Annotated in this window: 16 protein-coding genes; 6 read left to right on the forward strand and 10 right to left on the reverse strand. The window is 74.2% G+C overall.

Annotation, left to right across the window (positions count from 1 at the left end; all coding sequences use genetic code 11):
• Positions 1-26: 26 nt before the first annotated feature.
• From GGQ55_RS22245 to GGQ55_RS22260, 4 genes are read left to right on the forward strand one after another with little or no spacing between them, the layout of a single operon-like run.
• On the forward strand, positions 27-1436 hold the full coding sequence (locus GGQ55_RS22245; protein WP_179720512.1) for a KamA family radical SAM protein: 1410 nt from the start codon (positions 27-29) through the stop codon (positions 1434-1436).
• 42 nt (positions 1437-1478) lie between these two features.
• Positions 1479-2009, forward strand: a complete 531-nt coding sequence (locus GGQ55_RS22250) for a GNAT family N-acetyltransferase (protein ID WP_179720514.1) — start codon at positions 1479-1481, stop codon at positions 2007-2009.
• Between the two features lie 15 nt (positions 2010-2024).
• Entirely contained in the window at positions 2025-3476 is a 1452-nt protein-coding gene (locus GGQ55_RS22255) for a lipase maturation factor family protein (protein ID WP_179720516.1), read from the forward strand.
• The gene (locus GGQ55_RS22260; RefSeq protein ID WP_366490002.1) at positions 3473-4051 is read left to right on the forward strand and encodes an MBL fold metallo-hydrolase; all 579 of its coding nucleotides are present in this window, start codon (positions 3473-3475) and stop codon (positions 4049-4051) included. Before GGQ55_RS22255 ends, GGQ55_RS22260 begins: the two co-directional genes overlap by 4 nt.
• Here GGQ55_RS22260 and GGQ55_RS22265 read toward each other — a convergent pair whose 3' ends face one another.
• Positions 4052-4873, reverse strand: a complete 822-nt coding sequence (locus GGQ55_RS22265; protein ID WP_179720518.1) for a lysophospholipid acyltransferase family protein — start codon at positions 4871-4873, stop codon at positions 4052-4054.
• A 9-nt stretch (positions 4874-4882) separates the two neighbouring features.
• Positions 4883-6031 carry a carboxylate-amine ligase gene (locus GGQ55_RS22270; RefSeq protein WP_179720520.1) on the reverse strand — a complete coding sequence of 383 codons (1149 nt, stop codon included), beginning with the start codon at positions 6029-6031 and terminating at the stop codon, positions 4883-4885.
• Positions 6032-6298: 267 nt separating this feature from the next.
• Here GGQ55_RS22270 and GGQ55_RS22275 point away from each other — a divergent pair, with 267 nt between their 5' ends.
• Positions 6299-7144 (forward strand): hypothetical protein, encoded by an 846-nt coding sequence (locus tag GGQ55_RS22275; protein WP_179720522.1) that lies wholly within the window; start codon positions 6299-6301, stop codon positions 7142-7144.
• Here GGQ55_RS22275 and GGQ55_RS22280 read toward each other — a convergent pair.
• Genes GGQ55_RS22280 through GGQ55_RS22305 form a run of 6 tightly spaced genes read right to left on the reverse strand, consistent with a single transcriptional unit; the run spans position 7141 to position 11522 of the window.
• On the reverse strand, positions 7141-7569 hold the full coding sequence (locus GGQ55_RS22280; RefSeq protein WP_179720524.1) for an HIT family protein: 429 nt from the start codon (positions 7567-7569) through the stop codon (positions 7141-7143). The genes GGQ55_RS22275 and GGQ55_RS22280 overlap by 4 nt on opposite strands.
• 26 nt (positions 7570-7595) lie before the next feature.
• Positions 7596-9113 (reverse strand): Rv2578c family radical SAM protein, encoded by a 1518-nt coding sequence (locus GGQ55_RS22285; RefSeq protein WP_246323853.1) that lies wholly within the window; start codon positions 9111-9113, stop codon positions 7596-7598.
• Between the two features lie 16 nt (positions 9114-9129).
• Positions 9130-9576, reverse strand: coding sequence for a hypothetical protein (locus GGQ55_RS22290; RefSeq protein ID WP_179720526.1), 447 nt, complete (start codon positions 9574-9576; stop codon positions 9130-9132).
• Positions 9577-9587: 11 nt separating this feature from the next.
• Positions 9588-9923 (reverse strand): nuclear transport factor 2 family protein, encoded by a 336-nt coding sequence (locus GGQ55_RS22295; protein WP_179720528.1) that lies wholly within the window; start codon positions 9921-9923, stop codon positions 9588-9590.
• Positions 9923-10399, reverse strand: a complete 477-nt coding sequence (locus GGQ55_RS28105) for an Lrp/AsnC family transcriptional regulator (protein ID WP_179720530.1) — start codon at positions 10397-10399, stop codon at positions 9923-9925. The genes GGQ55_RS22295 and GGQ55_RS28105 overlap by 1 nt, the downstream gene beginning before the upstream one ends.
• A complete protein-coding gene (locus GGQ55_RS22305; protein WP_366490006.1) occupies positions 10374-11522 on the reverse strand; it encodes a M24 family metallopeptidase in 1149 nt (382 codons plus the stop codon). The genes GGQ55_RS28105 and GGQ55_RS22305 overlap by 26 nt, the downstream gene beginning before the upstream one ends.
• Before the next feature lie 77 nt (positions 11523-11599).
• Between GGQ55_RS22305 and GGQ55_RS22310 the strand changes: the two genes are divergently transcribed.
• Positions 11600-12517: a 5'-3' exonuclease gene (locus GGQ55_RS22310; protein WP_179723089.1), complete on the forward strand. Its 918-nt coding sequence runs from the start codon at positions 11600-11602 to the stop codon at positions 12515-12517.
• Positions 12518-12536: 19 nt separating this feature from the next.
• Here GGQ55_RS22310 and GGQ55_RS22315 read toward each other — a convergent pair whose 3' ends face one another.
• Both GGQ55_RS22315 and GGQ55_RS22320 read right to left on the reverse strand, forming a co-directional pair.
• A complete protein-coding gene (locus GGQ55_RS22315) occupies positions 12537-13196 on the reverse strand; it encodes a DUF4333 domain-containing protein (protein ID WP_179720532.1) in 660 nt (219 codons plus the stop codon).
• A 98-nt stretch (positions 13197-13294) separates the two neighbouring features.
• Complete coding sequence (locus GGQ55_RS22320; RefSeq protein WP_179720534.1) at positions 13295-16141, reverse strand: DEAD/DEAH box helicase; 2847 nt, start codon at positions 16139-16141, stop codon at positions 13295-13297.
• Between the last annotated feature and the right edge of the window lie 82 nt (positions 16142-16223).

Genomic DNA, 16223 nt, shown 5'->3' on the forward strand with positions numbered 1-16223 from the left:
GAAGATTCTCCCGTAGAGTCACCCCCATGCTGGAGCAGCCCTACGAGTACTCCGCCCGGCCTCTCGTCGAGCCGGACTGGCGTCGCCTGCCCGGGTTCGCCGAGGCGACCGAGGCCGAGTGGCGCAGCGCCCAGTGGCAGCGCGCGCACTGCGTGAAGAACGTCCGCCAGCTGCGCGGCGTGTACGGCGACCTGCTCGACGAGTCCTTCTACGCCGACGTCGAGGCCGACCAGGCCGGCCGGGCGACGATGTCGCTGCTGCTCCCGCCGCAGATGCTCAACACGATGGTGCCGCACGAGGTGCCCTCGACCGCGGCCATGCTCGCCGACCCGGTGCGCCGCTACATGCTCCCGGTCGCCTCGGACCGGCTGCCCGGCGCGGCCGCCAGCCACCCCTACGCCGCCCGCGACTCGCTGCACGAGCACGAGATGTGGGCCGTCGAAGGGCTGACCCACCGCTACCCCACCAAGGTGCTCGCCGAGTTGCTCTCGACCTGCCCGCAGTACTGCGGCCACTGCACGCGGATGGACCTGGTCGGCAACTCGACGCCCGCCGTCCCGAAGCTGAAGTTCGAGCTCAAGCCGGTCGACCGGCAGACGGCGATGCTGGAGTACCTGCGCGCCACGCCCGGCGTGCGCGACGTCGTCGTCTCCGGCGGTGACGTGGCCAACCTGCCGTTCAAGAACCTCGAGGCGTTCGTCGCCGGCCTGCTGGAGATCGACTCGATCCGTGACATCCGGCTGGCGTCCAAGGCGCTCATGGGGCTGCCCCAGCACTGGCTGCAGGACGACGTCGTCGAGGGCATGGCCCGGCTGGCGACGACAGCCCGCGAGCGCGGCGTCTCCCTGGCCGTGCACACCCACGTCAACGCCGCCCAGCAGGTGACCCCGCTGGTCGCCGAGGCGGCACGGGCGATGCTGGCCGCCGGTGTGCGGGACGTGCGCAACCAGGGCGTGCTGCTGCGCGGTGTCAACGCCTCGGCCACCCAGCTGCTCGACCTGTGCTTCACGCTGCTCGACGGCGCGGGCATCACGCCCTACTACTTCTACATGTGCGACATGATCCCGTCGGCCGAGCACTGGCGGGTGTCGCTGGCCCAGGCGCAGACCCTGCAGCACGACATCATGGGTTACCTGCCCGGGTTCGCCACGCCGCGGATCGTGTGCGACGTCCCCTACGTCGGCAAGCGCTGGGTGCACCAGGTCGCCGAGTACGACCGCGAGCGCGGCATCAGCTACTGGACGAAGAACTACCGCACAGGCATCGAGCGCGAGGACGAGGCGGCGCTGGACCGGCGCTACACCTACTACGACCCGATCGCGACCCTGCCGGAGAGCGGGCAGGCGTGGTGGACCGAACGGTCCCATGATCCGGTGGCGGCCGACCTGGCCGCGGCGTCGTCCCGGGCCGCGTCGGCGGCCGACCTGCTGCGCTGATCCGGGGTTTCCGGCCCGCCACCGGGCGGTAGCTTCCTTTCGATGACGTCCCCGGCCGGTGAGTTGCTGCGCACCGCGCGGCTGCGCCTGCGGGCCTGGACCACGTCGGAGTCCGACGTCGCCCGGCTCGCGGACATCTACGGCCGCGACGAGGTGACCCGCTGGATCGGCGGGCCTCCCAAGGTGCCGCCGGCCGAGCTGCCGGCCCGCTGGGCGGCGGTCCACGCGCAGGACGAGCGTTTCGGCTGCTGGGCGATCGAGCGGGACGACGGTGTCGTCGCCGGCACCGTGCTGTTCAAGCCGCTGCCCGACGGGGTCGGTGAGGTCGAGGTCGGCTGGCACCTGCACCCGGACAGCTGGGGGCACGGCTACGCGACCGAGGCCGCCCGGGCCGTCGTCGAGCGCGGATTCGAGGCCGGCCTGCCCGAGGTCTACGCCGTCGTGCGCCCGGGCAACGAGCCGTCGATGGCGGTCTGCCGGCGGCTGGGTATGGAGCCCCTCGGCCGGATGGTGCGGTGGTACGACGTCGAGCTGGAGGCGTTCCGGCTGATGGCCCCCGAGGTCGTCGACTGAGCGCTGGAGGCGGCCGTGGACTGGCTCTCCGACCCCGGCTCCTGGACCAGCCGGCTGGTGCTCACCCGCGGCCTCGCGCTGGTGTACCTCGTGGCCTTCCTCGTCGCGCTGCGCCAGTTCCGCCCGCTGCTCGGCAGCCACGGCATGCTGCCGATCCCCCGCTACACCGCCCGGGTGCCCTTCCGCAGCAAGCCGAGCGTGTTCGGTCTGCACTACTCCGACCGGTTCTTCGCCGGCTGCTGCTGGGCCGGGCTGCTGCTGTCGGCGGCGGCGCTGGCCGGGCTGGTCGAGCGGCTGCCGTTGTGGGCCTGGATGGTCGTCTGGGCGCTGCTGTGGGCGCTGTACCTGTCGATCGTCAACGTCGGGCAGACCTGGTACGGCTTCGGCTGGGAGACCCTGCTGTGCGAGGCCGGGTTCCTGGCGATCTTCCTCGGGCCGGCCGGCGTCGCCCCGCCGACCCTCGTGCTCTGGCTGCTGCGCTGGCTGCTGTTCCGGCTGGAGTTCGGCGCCGGGCTGATCAAGCTCCGCGGCGACCGCTGCTGGCGGGATCTGACCTGCCTGCGCTACCACCACGAGACCCAGCCGATGCCCAACCCGGCCAGCCGCTGGTTCCACCTGCTGCCGCCGCGGCTGCACACCGTCGAGACGCTGGCCAACCACGCCACCCAGCTCGTCGTCGTGTGGGGTCTGCTGGCCCCGCAGCCGGTCGCGACGGTCGCGGCCACCGTCGTGATCGTCACCCAGGGCTACCTGATCGTGTCCGGCAACTTCTCCTGGCTGAACTGGCTCACCCTGGTGCTGGCCACCTCCGTCGTGGACGGCCGGGTGTGGACGGCGGTCCTGCACGTCTCGCCGCCCCGTGACCTGGCCTCGCCGGTCTGGTTCACCGCGCTGGTCGCGGTCGTCGCGGCGGGGCTGCTGGGCCTGTCCTGGCGGCCGGCGCGCAACCTGGTCTCCCGCCGGCAGCTGATGAACGCCAGCTTCGACCCGCTGCACCTGGTCAACACCTACGGCGCGTTCGGATCGGTCAGCCGGATCCGGTACGAGGTGGTCGTGGAGGGCACCGACGACCTGCTCGCCGGGCCGGACGCCGTGTGGCGGGAGTACGAGTTCCGCGGCAAGCCCGGGAACGTGCACCGGCGGCCGCCGCAGGTCGCGCCCTACCACCTGCGGCTGGACTGGCTGATGTGGTTCGTCGGGATCGACCCCGGCTACGGCGGGCGCTGGCTGCCGGTCTTCCTGCGGCGCCTGCTCGAAGGCGACCGGGCCACGCTGCGGCTGCTGCGCCGCTCGCCGTTCCCGCCGGACGCGCCGCCGCGCTGGGTACGGGTGCGGCTGTACCGCTACCGGTTCACCACGCGGGCCGAGAAGCGCGAGACCGGGGCCTGGTGGGTGCGCACGCCGGTGGGCATCGCCGTCGACCCGGTGTCGCTGGACGACGTGGGCCCGTTACCGTCCGCCCGGTGACCGACCTCGCGCGCACGGCCCGGATCGACGTCCTGGTGGAGGGCTACGCGCGCATGCCGCACGTGGCCGGGACGGTGAGCCTGGTCCGCGACGGCGACCGGGTGGTCGTGGTCGATCCGGGCATGGTCGCCGACCGCGAGCTGATCCTCGGACCCCTGCGCGCTCTCGGGATCGCGCCGGAGGAGGTCACCGACGTCGTGGTCAGCCACCACCACCTCGACCACACGGTGAACATCGCGCTGTTCCCGGTCGTCCCGGTGCACGACTTCCGGTCGGTGATCGAGGGCGACCGGCTCACCCTGCGCCCGGCCGACGGGTTCGAGCTCAGCCCGGGCATCCGGCTGCTGGCCACGCCGGGGCACACGCCGCAGGACATCACGACGCTCGTCGGCACGCCTGAGGACGTCGTCGCGCTGACCCACCTGTGGTGGACCGAGGAGGGGCCGGCCGACGACCCGTACGCCCCGGACCGCGCGCTGCTGCAGCAGCAGCGCGAGCGGGTGCTCGGGCTGGCGTCCCTGGTCATCCCGGGGCACGGGGCGCCGTTCCGCCCGGGTACGGCCACCCCGCGCTGATCAGCGGCGGCGGCTGTTCGCGCCCTTGCCGGCCGCGTCGACGGCGTCCAGCGCGGCGACGTCCTCGGGCTTCGGGGCGGTGCCGCCGAGGTGCGCGGGCAGCCACCAGCGGTCGTCCGGCCCGGCCGGGGTCTCGGGGTAGCTGCGCTGCGCCTGGTCGAGCAGCTCTTCCATGGCGGCCCTGGTGCGCCGCAGCAGCGACTGCACCTTCTCCCCCGGCTCGGCGACCAGCGGCTCGCCGAGGATCACGGTGACCGGCACCCCGCGGCGGAACTGCACCTTGTGGCCCTTGGTGGCGATCCGCTGCCCGCCCCAGACGGCGGCCGGGATCACCGGGACGCCGGCGTCGATGGCCATGCGGGCCGCGCCGGCCTTGAGCTCCTTGACGGTGAAGCTGCGGCTGATCGTCGCCTCGGGGAAGACGCCGACCACCTCGCCGTCCTTGAGCGCCCGGACGGCGGACTCGAACGCCGCGGCGCCGGCCTTGCGGTCGACCGGGATGTGCCGCATCGCGCGCATGAACGGCCCGGCGAACCAGTGGCCGAACACCGCCGACTTCGCCATGAACCGCACCAACCGGTGCCGCGGCAGCGCGCCCAGGCCGAGGAAGGTGAAGTCGAAGAAGCTGACGTGGTTGCTGCAGATGATCGCGCCGCCGGTGGCCGGCACGTGCTCGGAGCCGCGCACGTCGAAGCGGAAGCCGAACAGCCCGAAGACGATCAGCGCCAGGCGGATGACGAACCGGTACGGCCGGTCGCGCGGATCGGGAGCCCGACCGAAGAGGTCGCGGCGGACGACGTCGCGCGCGGTGGCCTTGTACATGACGGGAGGCTAACGGTCGGGCGAGGGCGCCGGGTTCCCGGCCGTGACGGCGACGGCGGCCCGCACCACGGCGGCCAGGTCGCCGGTCTGCTCGTGCACCTGGCGCTGCAGGTCGGCGCCGGTGCCGCGGCGCAGCAGCTCGGTGACGCCCTCGGTGACCCGCTGCTCGTCACCGGCGTCGGCCAGCGCCGGGCGCACGTGCTCGAGCAGCCCGCCGACCACCTCGGCCGCGGGCGCGGGCCGGCCGGTGCGCGGGTCGACCAGCTCGCCGGACAGGCCCGAGCGGCCGGCCCGCCAGGCGGCCAGCCGCACGAGCTCCGGGCGGACGTCGGGGACGGGCCGGCCGTCGCGGGATTCGCGGGCGGCGGTCTCGACCAGGCCGCGGACCAGGCCGGCGTGCGTGACGGCGTCCTCCACGCGCAGCGCGACGTCGGCGACGCGCACCTCGACGGTCGGCCAGTTCGCCGACAGGCGGGCGTCGAAGTAGACCATCCCGGTGTCGACGGCGGTGCCGGTCGCCAGGACGTCGTCGATCAGCCGGTGGTAGTCGGCTGCGTCGGCGAACACCCCGTTCGGCCCGGCCGAGGGCCACCGGCTCCAGGACTGCGAGCGGTAGCTGGCGTAGCCGGTGTCGGTGCCCATCCAGAACGGAGAGTTGGCGGTCAGCGCGGTGAGCACCGGCAGCCAGACCCGGATCCGGTTGAGGACGGCGACGCCCTCCTCGTCGTCGTCGACCGAGACGTGCACGTGGCAGCCGCAGGTCAGCTGCTCGGCGGCGATGCGGGCGAAGGTGTCGTGGATGCGGTCGTACCGCTCCCCCGGGGTCCGCACCGGCTCGACCGCGACCGGTGAGGTGGCCAGCGCCGCGACCCGGGCGCCGGCGGCGGTGGCGGCCGCGTCGGCGCGGTCCCGCCAGGAGCGCAGCTCCCCGGTGACCTGGTCGAGGGTCCGGCACACCCGGGTGCCGAGCTCGACCTGCTGGGCCTTGAGCTCGGGGACGAGGTGCGCGCCCTCCGCGCCGTCGTCCCGGTCGTGCTCCTCGACGGTCTCCCCCTGCCCCCGCCGGGCGGCGACCTCCAGCGCCTCGGGACCCAGCGGCACCGGCCGGCCTCCGGGGTCGACGACGAGCAGTTCTTCCTCGATCCCGAGCGTGCGCACCCGTTCATGATCAGCAACCGGCTGCCGGGCTGCTCGCCGAGGTCCTCGATCGGGCGGACGGTCTCGCTCAGTCGGACCGTTATGCCCAAGATGAATACGGCTTTACCAGAACCGGCTGCTGCCGGTCCCCCTGCTCATCCCGGCACCGCCGCCGCAGGTCACGCGATCGCTGATGCGGCGCCCGGAGGGCGGCGCGGGCCGTCGTCTACGGCGAGAGCCGACACGAAAAACTCGTGGGATTGTTGGGGATAACGGTAGTATTGGGGCGTGCGAGGTGAGTGGCAGCAGCCGCTGCCGGAGATGCCGGCTCCTCCCCCGGCACGCGCCTGGCGGCGGATCACGCCGCCGGAGGGGTACGAGCCGCAGTGGCGTCGGCTGTCCGAGGCCGCGCTCGAGCTCGGTCTCGGCCCGGACGACCTGGCCGCCACCGGCCTCGACCCGATCGCCGCCGCCCGCGGCTGGAAGCCCGCGACGCTGGCCCTCTACGGCAAGGTCGCCCGGTACGGCGGTCTCGCGCTGTCGACGGTGCCGACCCCCGAGCCGGATCCGCCGAGCCTCGACCTGCGGCCGCTGACCCAGATCCGCAACGAGAACCCCGAGCACCTGCGCACCGTGGCCTGGTGCGCGCTCGCCCTGGGCTGGCCGGGCACCGTCGGGCAGTTCCGCGCGCTGCGCCGCGACCAGGTGCAGGCCACCGCGCGCCGGCTGCTGGTGCACACCGACGACGGCGACTGGTCGGTGCCCGGCGCGCTGACCGCCTGGCACGCCTGGGAGGAGGTCCGCCGCCGCTTCCCCGCGCTCGCCGCCAGCCCGTGGGTGCTGCCGGCGCTGCGCCGCGGGCCGGGCTTCGGCTCGCACGTCGGCGGGCAGCTGTCCAGCCAGGCGCTGCAGGTGACCTTCGCCAAGCACGCCGTCCGCACCGGCCAGCACCTGCGGGCCACGGTCGCGCCGTCCCGCCGGGGCTGGGCCGAGGAGCTGGCCGCCGCCTACGCGCACCTGTCCTACGACTCCTACCGCCGGCTCGCGCTGGCCGCCGGCGCTCCCCCGGTGTCGGCCCGAGGCGTCGTCCGCGCCGCCCGGGCGGTCAACAAGCTGCACCGCCTGGCCGGCTAGCCGCCCAGCAGCGCGCGGACGGCGTCGGCCGTGGCGGCGTGCTCGGCAGGCGATGCGTCGGCCGCGTCGGGCTCGAGCAGACCGGGGCCTCCGCGCAGCGCGTCGCCGGCGCGGTGCGGCGCGAGGTTGACGTGCAGGTGCGCGACGTGGTCGCCGAAGACGTACGCGTAGGTCAGCTCGGCCGCGGTCGCGTCGCGCAGGGCCCGCGTGACCCGGGCCAGCACCGGCCCGAACGTCGCCGCCTCCCTGCCGTCGAGATCGGTGATGTGCGGGATGTGCCGCCGCGGCTCCAGGTGCGCGAAGCCCGGGATGGGCCCGCGCAGGACGGCGGACAGCCGCCACAACTCGTCCTCCCAGAGGCGGACGCGATCGAACTCCCGGTCGGCGATCTCCGGGACGCACAGCATGCACGGGTCGGACGCCACCCGCGGAGCCTCGCACCGACCGCCGCTCAGAGCAGGCTGAGCTGCTCCGGCTGGCGCTGTGGTGCCGCGGCCGCGCCCGCCGGCAGGCTGCCCGCGGGGAACTCGCCGTCGGCGTCGCCGGGCAGGCCGCGGATCGGCTCGCCGTCGACGCCGCGCGCGGACCCGCCGCGCTGCCGGTCGAGGCCGTGCCGGGCCAGCAGCGGCGCGACCCGCTGGGTCAGCCAGTCGCGGTACTCGGCCGGCACGTACGCGCCGCGGCGGTACAGCTGCCGGTAGCGCGGCAGCAGTTCGGGGTGCGCGCGGCCCAGCCAGCCGAGGAACCACTCGCGGGCGCCGGGCCGCAGGTGCAGCGCGAGCACGGTCACCCCGGTGGCCCCGGATGCCGCGACGGCGCCGAGCGCGGCGTCGAGGGACTCCTCGTCGTCGGTCAGCCCGGGCAGCACCGGCGCCAGGAAGACGCCGCACGGCAGACCGGCGTCGGTGATCGCGCGCACCAGCTCCAGCCGTGCCTTGGGCGTCGGCACCCCCGGTTCGAGGGCGTGGTGCAGCTCGTCGTCCCAGATGGCCATGGAGACGCCCATGCCGATCGGGACGTCCTGCTCCGCGCTCGTCAGCAGCGGCAGGTCGCGGCGGGCCAGCGTGCCCTTGGTGAGGATCGAGAACGGCGTGCCCGACCGCGCCAGCGCCCGGATCACCCCGGGCATGAGCTGGTAGCGGCCCTCCGCGCGCTGGTACGGGTCGGTGTTGGTGCCCATGGCCACGTGCTCCCGGCGCCACGAGGGCCGGCTCAGCTCCCGTTCCAGCACCTCGGCCAGGTTCGTCTTGACCACGATCTGGGTGTCGAAGTCCTTGCCGGAATCCAATTCGAGCCATTCATGCGTTTTCCGGGCGAAGCAGTTGTGGCTGACCACCCCGTTGGCGATGAAGTCACCGGTGCCCGTGGTGATGTCGAACATCGGGATCTCCCGGCCCAGCGCCTTCACCGCGGTCACCTGGAGGTCGGGCCCGGAACCGACCACGTCGTCACCACCACCGCGGAACCGGTCGGCGTCGGTCAGCTCGGCCACGTGCTTCCAGCCGCTCACCGTGAGGAAGCGGTGATCAGCGCTGGCGACGATCTCGGTGCCGTCGGCAAGGTGAACCGCGAATGCCGGCTTGACCGTCGACCAGTGCGCCAGCACCTCGGTGGCGACGTAGCGCCGGTCGCTTCCTTGCTCGCGGGTGCCCACGATGCGGTCGCCGACGCGGAGGTCGGCGATGGGCAGCTCGCGGCCCTCCGCCATCAGCACCGGTGTGTCCCCGCTGAGGCAATAGGTGCAGGCATGGGCGCATCCGCGATAGGGATTGATGGTCCACTGGAACGGCATGGCCGACCCAGGTGGGACGGCGTTGAGCGCGCTGCGGCTGCGGACCTCGTGCAGCGTGATCCCGGGGAACTCCGGCACCTGCACGCTGCGCAGCAACCCCTTGATCGTCGGCATGCCCGGCAGCGCGCCGTCCTCCATCAGGTCGAGCCGCTGCGCATCCCACCGCATGCGATCCATCCGAACACACGTTCGATCAGATGTCCACCCGCACCATGACGATCCCCCGCAGGTCCTCGCTGGTCAGCCGCTCGGGGGGCGCCTCGAGCCGCATCGCCCGGCCGCCGCCCGGCACCGAGGCGTCGTACGCGGCGACCCCCTCCCGGCAGGTCTCCGGGTCGACGGAGCCCTCCACCGCGACCCCCCTTCCGGTCACGTGCTCCCCGGCCAGCCACAGCTCGACCGGCGCCGGCGTCCGGAAGTTGCGCCACCAGCGCTTGTCCTCCGCACCCCCGACCCAGATCCACACCGCCCCGCCGGCCCGGGCGTAGCCGGCGACCAGCTCCCGCCGCTGCCCGGTCCGAGCGCCGGTGTACCGGATGACCGCCAGGTGCCGGCCCAGCCACCGGCCGGCGGGCGAGCGCAGCAGGGCGCGCATACCCGGGTTGACGACGCGGTTGACGACCGCGTGGCGAACGGGCACGCCGCGCAGTCTCAGTCCTCGACGTCCATGCGCGCCACCAGGCCGTTCCGGAAGGTGTAGACGTGCCGGACCGTCGCCTCGCGCAGCACGGTGCCGTCCAGCGCCCGGACCACCTGGGCCACCTCGACCGCGACCCGCCCGTCGGGCAGCTCCGTCGTGCGCACGGGCGTGACGGTCGGCGCGAGCTGCGCCCACTGCCGGGTCCAGTAGTCGCGCACCGCGTCGTGCCCGACGACCCGGCCGCCCTCCCACGCGTTCGGCCAGTCGACGTCGGTCGCCAGCGCCGCCAGCACGCCGTCGATGTCGCGGGCGTTGAACGCGGCGTAGAGGGCCTCCAACCGGTCCATCAGATCGGCGGGCGGTCCTCGTAGAACGTGGAGAGCACCACTGTCGTGCGGGTGGTGACGTTGGCGGCCTTGCGGATCGCGGCCAGCAGCCCCTCGAGCGCGTCCGGTGAGGCGACCCGCACCTTGAGGATGTAGCTCTCCACCCCGGCGACCGAGTGGCACTCCTCGATCTCGGTCAGGTGCGCCAACCGGGCCGGGGCGTCGTCGGGCTGGGCGACGTCGATCGGCGTGATCGACACGAACGCGGTCAGCGGCAGCCCGAGCGCCTTGGCGTCCAGGGTGGCGGTGTAGCCCTTGATCAGCCCGCGCTGCTCCAGCCGCCGCACCCGCTGGTGCACCGCCGACACCGACAGGCCGACCCGCTCGGCCAGGTCGGTGTAGCTGGCCCGCCCGTCCCGGGCGAGCGCGGCGAGCAGGGCGCGGTCGACGTCGGGCGAGGCGCCGCCGGGCTCACCCGGGGAGGACGACGAGCTCACGCGGCCCCCCGTTCAGGTTCTGGACGCCGTCCTCGGTGCAGACGACGATGTCCTCGATCCGCGCACCGCAGCGGCCCGGCAGGTAGATGCCGGGCTCGACGGAGAACGCCATGCCGGCCACGAGCGGCAGGTCGTTGCCCTCGACGATGTAGGGCGCCTCGTGGGTGTCCAGGCCGATGCCGTGGCCGGTGCGGTGGATGAAGTACTCGCCGTAGCCGCCGTCGGTGATCACCCGCCGGGCGACCGCGTCGATCTCCTCCGCGGTCACGCCCGGCCGCACGGCGGCGGTGGCGGCGGCCTGGGCCTCCTGCAGCACGCCGTACCACTCGGCGACGTCCGGGCCGGGTGCCTGCCCCACCGCGTAGGTGCGGGTGCAGTCGGAGCGGTACCCGGTGGCGGTCTCGCCGCCGATGTCGACGACGACGACGTCGCCGGCCTCGATCACCCGGGCGGACACGTCGTGGTGCGGGCTGGCGCCGTTGGGCCCGGAGCCGACGATGGTGAAGTCGACGCCGATGTGCCCCTCCTCGAGGATCGCCGCGGCGATGTCGGCGCCCACCTCGGCCTCGGTGCGGCCGACGCGGAGGATCCCGGCCATGCGGGCGTGCACGCGGTCGATCGCGGCGCCGGCCGCGGCGAGCTCCTCGACCTCGGCGGCGTTCTTGACCATCCGCAGCCGGTCCACCACCGGGGCGGCCAGCTCGAGGGCGGAGCCGGGCAGCGCCCGCTGGACGCCGAGCGCGTGCTCGGCCCAGGTCCGGTTGCCGACCGCGACGCGGGAGGGGGTACGCCCGAGGCGCTGGGAGACCTCGCCGGCCAGGACGGAGAACGCGTCGTCGGTCTCGTCCCAGGCCTGCACGGACAGGCCGAGCGCACCGGCCGGGCTGGCGTCGACCATCGGCGCCTCCAGCCGGGGAACCACCAGGAACGGCTCCCCGCGGGCGGGCACGACCAGCGCGGTCAGCCGCTCCATGGCGTGCGCGGAGTAGCCGCACAGGTAGCGCAGGTCGGAGCCCGGGGTGAAGACGAGCAGGTCGAGGCCGAGTTCGCCGGCCACGTCGCGGGCGGCGTGCACCCGGTCGATGCTCACCAGCTTTTCGGACGGCACGACGTCGGTTGCCACGCTGGGCAGTGAACCACGCCGGACGGCGGATCTCCGCACGTGTTACCGGGCCGCTACCGTCCGCGGACGTGACCACGATGCTGCTGGACGCGGCCAGCCTCTACTTCCGGGCCTTCTACGGGGTGCCGACGAGCGTCACGTCCCCCGACGGGCGGCCGGTCAACGCCGTGCGCGGCTTCCTGGACATGACCGCGCGGCTGGTCGGCGCGCACGGCCCGACCCGGCTGGTCGCCTGCTGGGACGACGACTGGCGGCCGGAATTCCGGGTCGCCGCGCTGCCCTCCTACAAGGCGCACCGGGTGGCACCCGAGGGCGGCGAGGAGGTGCCCGACGAGCTCTCGCCGCAGGTGCCGGTGCTGATCGACGTGCTGGCCGCGGCGGGGATCGCCCGGGTCGGCGCGCCCGGCTTCGAGGCCGACGACGTGATCGGCACGCTAGCCACCCGCGCCCGCGGGCCGGTCGACGTGGTCACCGGCGACCGCGACCTGTTCCAACTGGTGGACGACGAGCGCGGGATCCGGGTGCTGTACACCGCGCGCGGGATCACCGACATCGAGGCGGTCGACGAGGCGGCGGTGGCCGCGAAGTACGGCATCCCCGGCCGGGCCTACGCCGACTTCGCGGTGCTGCGCGGCGACCCGAGCGACGGGCTGCCCGGTGTCGCGGGCGTGGGCGCCAAGACGGCGGCGGCGCTGATCACCGCGTTCGGCGACCTGGCCGGCATCCGTTCTGCGGTGGCGACGACCGTCGTCCCGCGGCCGCCGCTGACCGCCGCGGTGCTGAAGAAGCTGCACGCGGCGTCGGCCTACCTCGACGCCGCGCCGGTCGTGGTCGCGGTGGAGCGGAACATCGACCTGCCGCCGGTGGAGGGCGAGCTGCCCCGGGCGCCCGCGGACCCCGACGCGCTCGCCGTCCTGGCCGAGCGGCACAACCTGGACTCGCCGCTGCGCCGGCTCGGTGCGGTGCTGGGCTGGCCGGCGGACGTCCTCGGCTGAGCGCCCGCCGGCCGGCGGGTCAGCGCTCCGACCAGGTGTAGGTCGGCGGGTCGGCCTTGGCGTCGGTGATCGTGATGGTCAGCGTGACGTCCTCGCCGTCATCGGTGGTGCCCTTGCACTGGTAGGTGGCGCCGGCCTCGACCTTCATGTTGTCGTCGCAGGTCAGGTCGACCGGCACGCCCTCGCGCTGCTCGAACTGCTGGGAGACGTCCCGCGCGGTGGCGGCCGGGTCGAGCGAGGTCGAGCTGAGCAGGATCGGCAGCAGGATCGCCGCGGCGACGATGACGACGCCGAGCACGACCAGGCCGACGATCAGGCCGGTCTTCGACTTCTTCGGCTGGCCGTAGGCCTGCTGCCCGTAGGGCGCGCCGCCGTAGGGCGCGCCGCCGTAGGGCTGCTGCCCGTACTGCGGCTGCTGGCCGTACTGGGGCTGCTGGCCGTACTGGGGCTGCTGCTGGCCGTACTGCGGCTGGCCGGGCTGGGCGTACCCGGGCTGCTGGCCGTACTGCGGCTGGGCCTGCGGCTGCCCGGGCTGCTGGCCGTACTGGCCGGGCTGCTGCGCCGGCTGACCGTACCCGCCCTGCCCCGGCTGCTGGCCGTACTGGCCCGGCTGCCCCGGCTGCTGGCCGTACTGCCCGGGCTGGCCCTGCTGGCTGCCACCCTGCGGTGGGTAGGTCATCGTCGCTCCTGATCGCACGCGTCGCCGACGCCTGCGTCCGCGCAGGCGAACGGATTGTGCACTACTCCCGGCCCGTTTCCGTCGAACCGGATCGCAGCTCAGCCACCCACCGCGACGGCGACCACGCCGCGCCGCACCCGGTCGACCGCCTTGCGGGCCACCGCGGCGACCGGCTCCTCGGCGACCTTGGCCAGCTGGTCGAGCAGGTCGACCAGCTGCCGCGCCCAGCGGACGAAGTCCCCACCGGAGAGCTCGGTGCCCGCCTGCTCGGCCCCGGCCAGCACGCGGTCGAGGCTCTGCCCGTCGGCCCAGCGGTAGGCCGCCCAGGCGAAGCCGAGGTCCAGGTCGCGGGTCAGCGGCACGCCGTGCGCCGACTCGACGTCCTCCAGGCGCAGCCGGATCCGCCGCATCTCGGCGATCGTCGCGGCCACCTTCCCGGCCGGGACGGCCGGCTGGCTGGCCATCTCCCGGCGCGCCTCGAACACCAGCGTGGAGACGACGGCGGCCAGCTCCGGGGCGTTCAGCCCGCGCCAGGCGCCCGAGCGCAGGCACTCGGCGACCAGCAGGTCGGCCTCCGACCAGATCCGCCCCAGCCGCCGTCCCTCGTCGGTGACCAGCGGGACGTCGTCCACGGCCGGGACGACGTCGGTGTCGGCCTGCACCAGCGGAACCGTCTCGGGCACCAGGTAGCCCAGCTCCTCGAGGACGTCGCAGGTGCGGTCGAACTGCCGGGTGAGCGAGCCGGTGCGCTCGGCCATGCGGTGCTGCAGCGCGTCGGCCTCCTTGACCGCGCGGTACCAGCGCTCGGCGGTGCGCACCCGCTCCTCGCGGTCGGGCAGGTCGTGCACGGGGTGCGCCCGCAGCGCGCGGCGCAGGTCGGCCAGCACCGGGTCGTCGGCGGCGGCCGAGCGGGCCTTGACCCGCCGCGCGCCGAGGTCGTTCTCCACCCGGGCGGTGCGCAGCGTCGAGGCCAGGTCGCGGCGGGCGTGCGGGCTGCGGTGGTTGAAGTTCTTGGGCACCTTGACCCGGGCCAGCGCGCTGACCGGTGTCGGGAAGTCCACCGGGGACAGCCGGCCGGCCCACTTGTCCTCGGTGAGCACCAGCGGGCGCGGCTCGGCCAGGTCGGTCACCCCCGGGTCGAGGACGACGGCCAGCCCCTGCCGCCGTCCCGACGGCACGCGGATGACGTCGCCCGGCCGCAGCGCCGCCAACGCCTCGGCCGCCTCCGACCGCCGCTTGGCCTGCGAGTCGCGGGACAGCGCCTTCTCCCGCTCGGTGATCTCCCGGCGGATCTGCGCGTACCCGGCGACGTCGCCGGCCTCCGAGTGCATCTCGGCGGCCCACCGCTCGGCGTCCTGCTCGTGCCGGGCGGCCGACCGCGCCAGCCCGACGACGGACCGGTCGGCCTGGAACTGGGCGAACGAGGAGGCCAGCAGCTCGCGGGCGCGGGCGCGGCCGAAGGAGCCGACCAGGTTGACCGCCATGTTGTAGCTGGGCCGGAACGACGAGCGCAGCGGGTAGGTGCGGGTGCTGGCCAGCCCGGCGACCACCGCCGGGTCGACGCCGGGCGCCCAGATGACGACGGCGTGCCCCTCGATGTCGATCCCGCGCCGCCCGGCCCGGCCGGTGAGCTGGGTGTACTCCCCCGGCGTCACGTCGACGTGCGCCTCGCCGTTCCACTTGACCAGCCGCTCCAGGACGACGGTCCGCGCCGGCATGTTGATGCCCAGCGCCAGGGTCTCGGTGGCGAACACCGCCTTGACCAGGCCGCGGACGAAGCACTCCTCGACGGTCTCCTTGAACGCGGGCACCAGCCCGGCGTGGTGGGCGGCGAGGCCGGCGAGCAGGCCCTCGCGCCACTCCCAGAAGCCGAGGACGTGCAGGTCCTCCTCCGGCAGCGAACCCGTGCGCTCGTCGACGATCTGCGCGATCTCGGCCCGCTCGGCCTCGTCGGTGAGCCGCAGCCCGGAGCGCAGGCACTCGTTGACCGCGGCGTCGCAGCCGTTGCGGGAGAAGACGAAGGTGATCGCCGGCAGCAGACCGGCGCGGTCGAGCCGCTCGACGACGCTGCTCCGCGAGGGCGGGCGGAAGCGCGGGCGGTGGCTGTACTCGCGGTCGCGGCCCCGGCCGTTGCCGCCGCCCCAGGTGTCCAGCCGCCGCTCGTGCTCGCGCACGAACCGGACCAGCTCGGGGTCCACGACGCTCGCGCCGCGCTCACGGGTGGACTGCGCGCGGGGCTCGAGGCCGGGCTCCCCCGCGTGCGCGGCCGGCCGCAGGCTGAACAGGTCGAAGATGCGGCCACCGACGAGCATGTGCTGCCACAGCGGCACCGGCCGGACCTCGCTGACCACGACCTTCGTGTGGCCGCGCACGGTGACCAGCCAGTCGGCGAACTCCTCGGCATTGCTGACCGTCGCCGACAGCGACACCAGGGTGACCGACTGCGGGAGGTGGATGATCACCTCCTCCCACACCGCGCCGCGGAACCGGTCGGCGAGGTAGTGCACCTCGTCCATGACCACGTAGCCGAGCCCGTCGAGGGCCTGGCTGCCGGCGTAGAGCATGTTCCGCAGCACCTCGGTGGTCATCACGACCACGGGCGCGTCGCCGTTGATGGCGTTGTCGCCGGTCAGCAGCCCGACCTGCTTCTCGCCGTACCGGTCGACCAGGTCGTTGTACTTCTGGTTGGACAGCGCCTTGATCGGCGTCGTGTAGAACGCCTTGCGCCCCTCGGCCAGCGCCTTGTGGACGGCGAACTCGCCGACGACGGTCTTGCCGGCACCGGTCGGCGCGCACACCAGCACCCCGGCGCCCTCGTCGAGGGCCTCGCACGCCTCGACCTGGAAGGGGTCCAGCGAGAAGCCGAGCGACGCGGTGAAGTCGGCGAGCGTGGGATGGGCGGTGCGCCGCCGTGCGGCCGCGTACCGCTCCGCAGGGCTGGACATGCAGTCCACGTTAGGCGCTGGGGCCCGGCGGTGATCAGGTCACCTGATCGAACGCTGTCCCCCCGCAGCGACGTTGGCACAG

Origin of the sequence: Petropleomorpha daqingensis (assembly GCF_013408985.1) — a bacterium.
In the GTDB taxonomy this organism is placed as follows: Bacteria; Actinomycetota; Actinomycetes; order Mycobacteriales; family Geodermatophilaceae; genus Petropleomorpha; species Petropleomorpha daqingensis.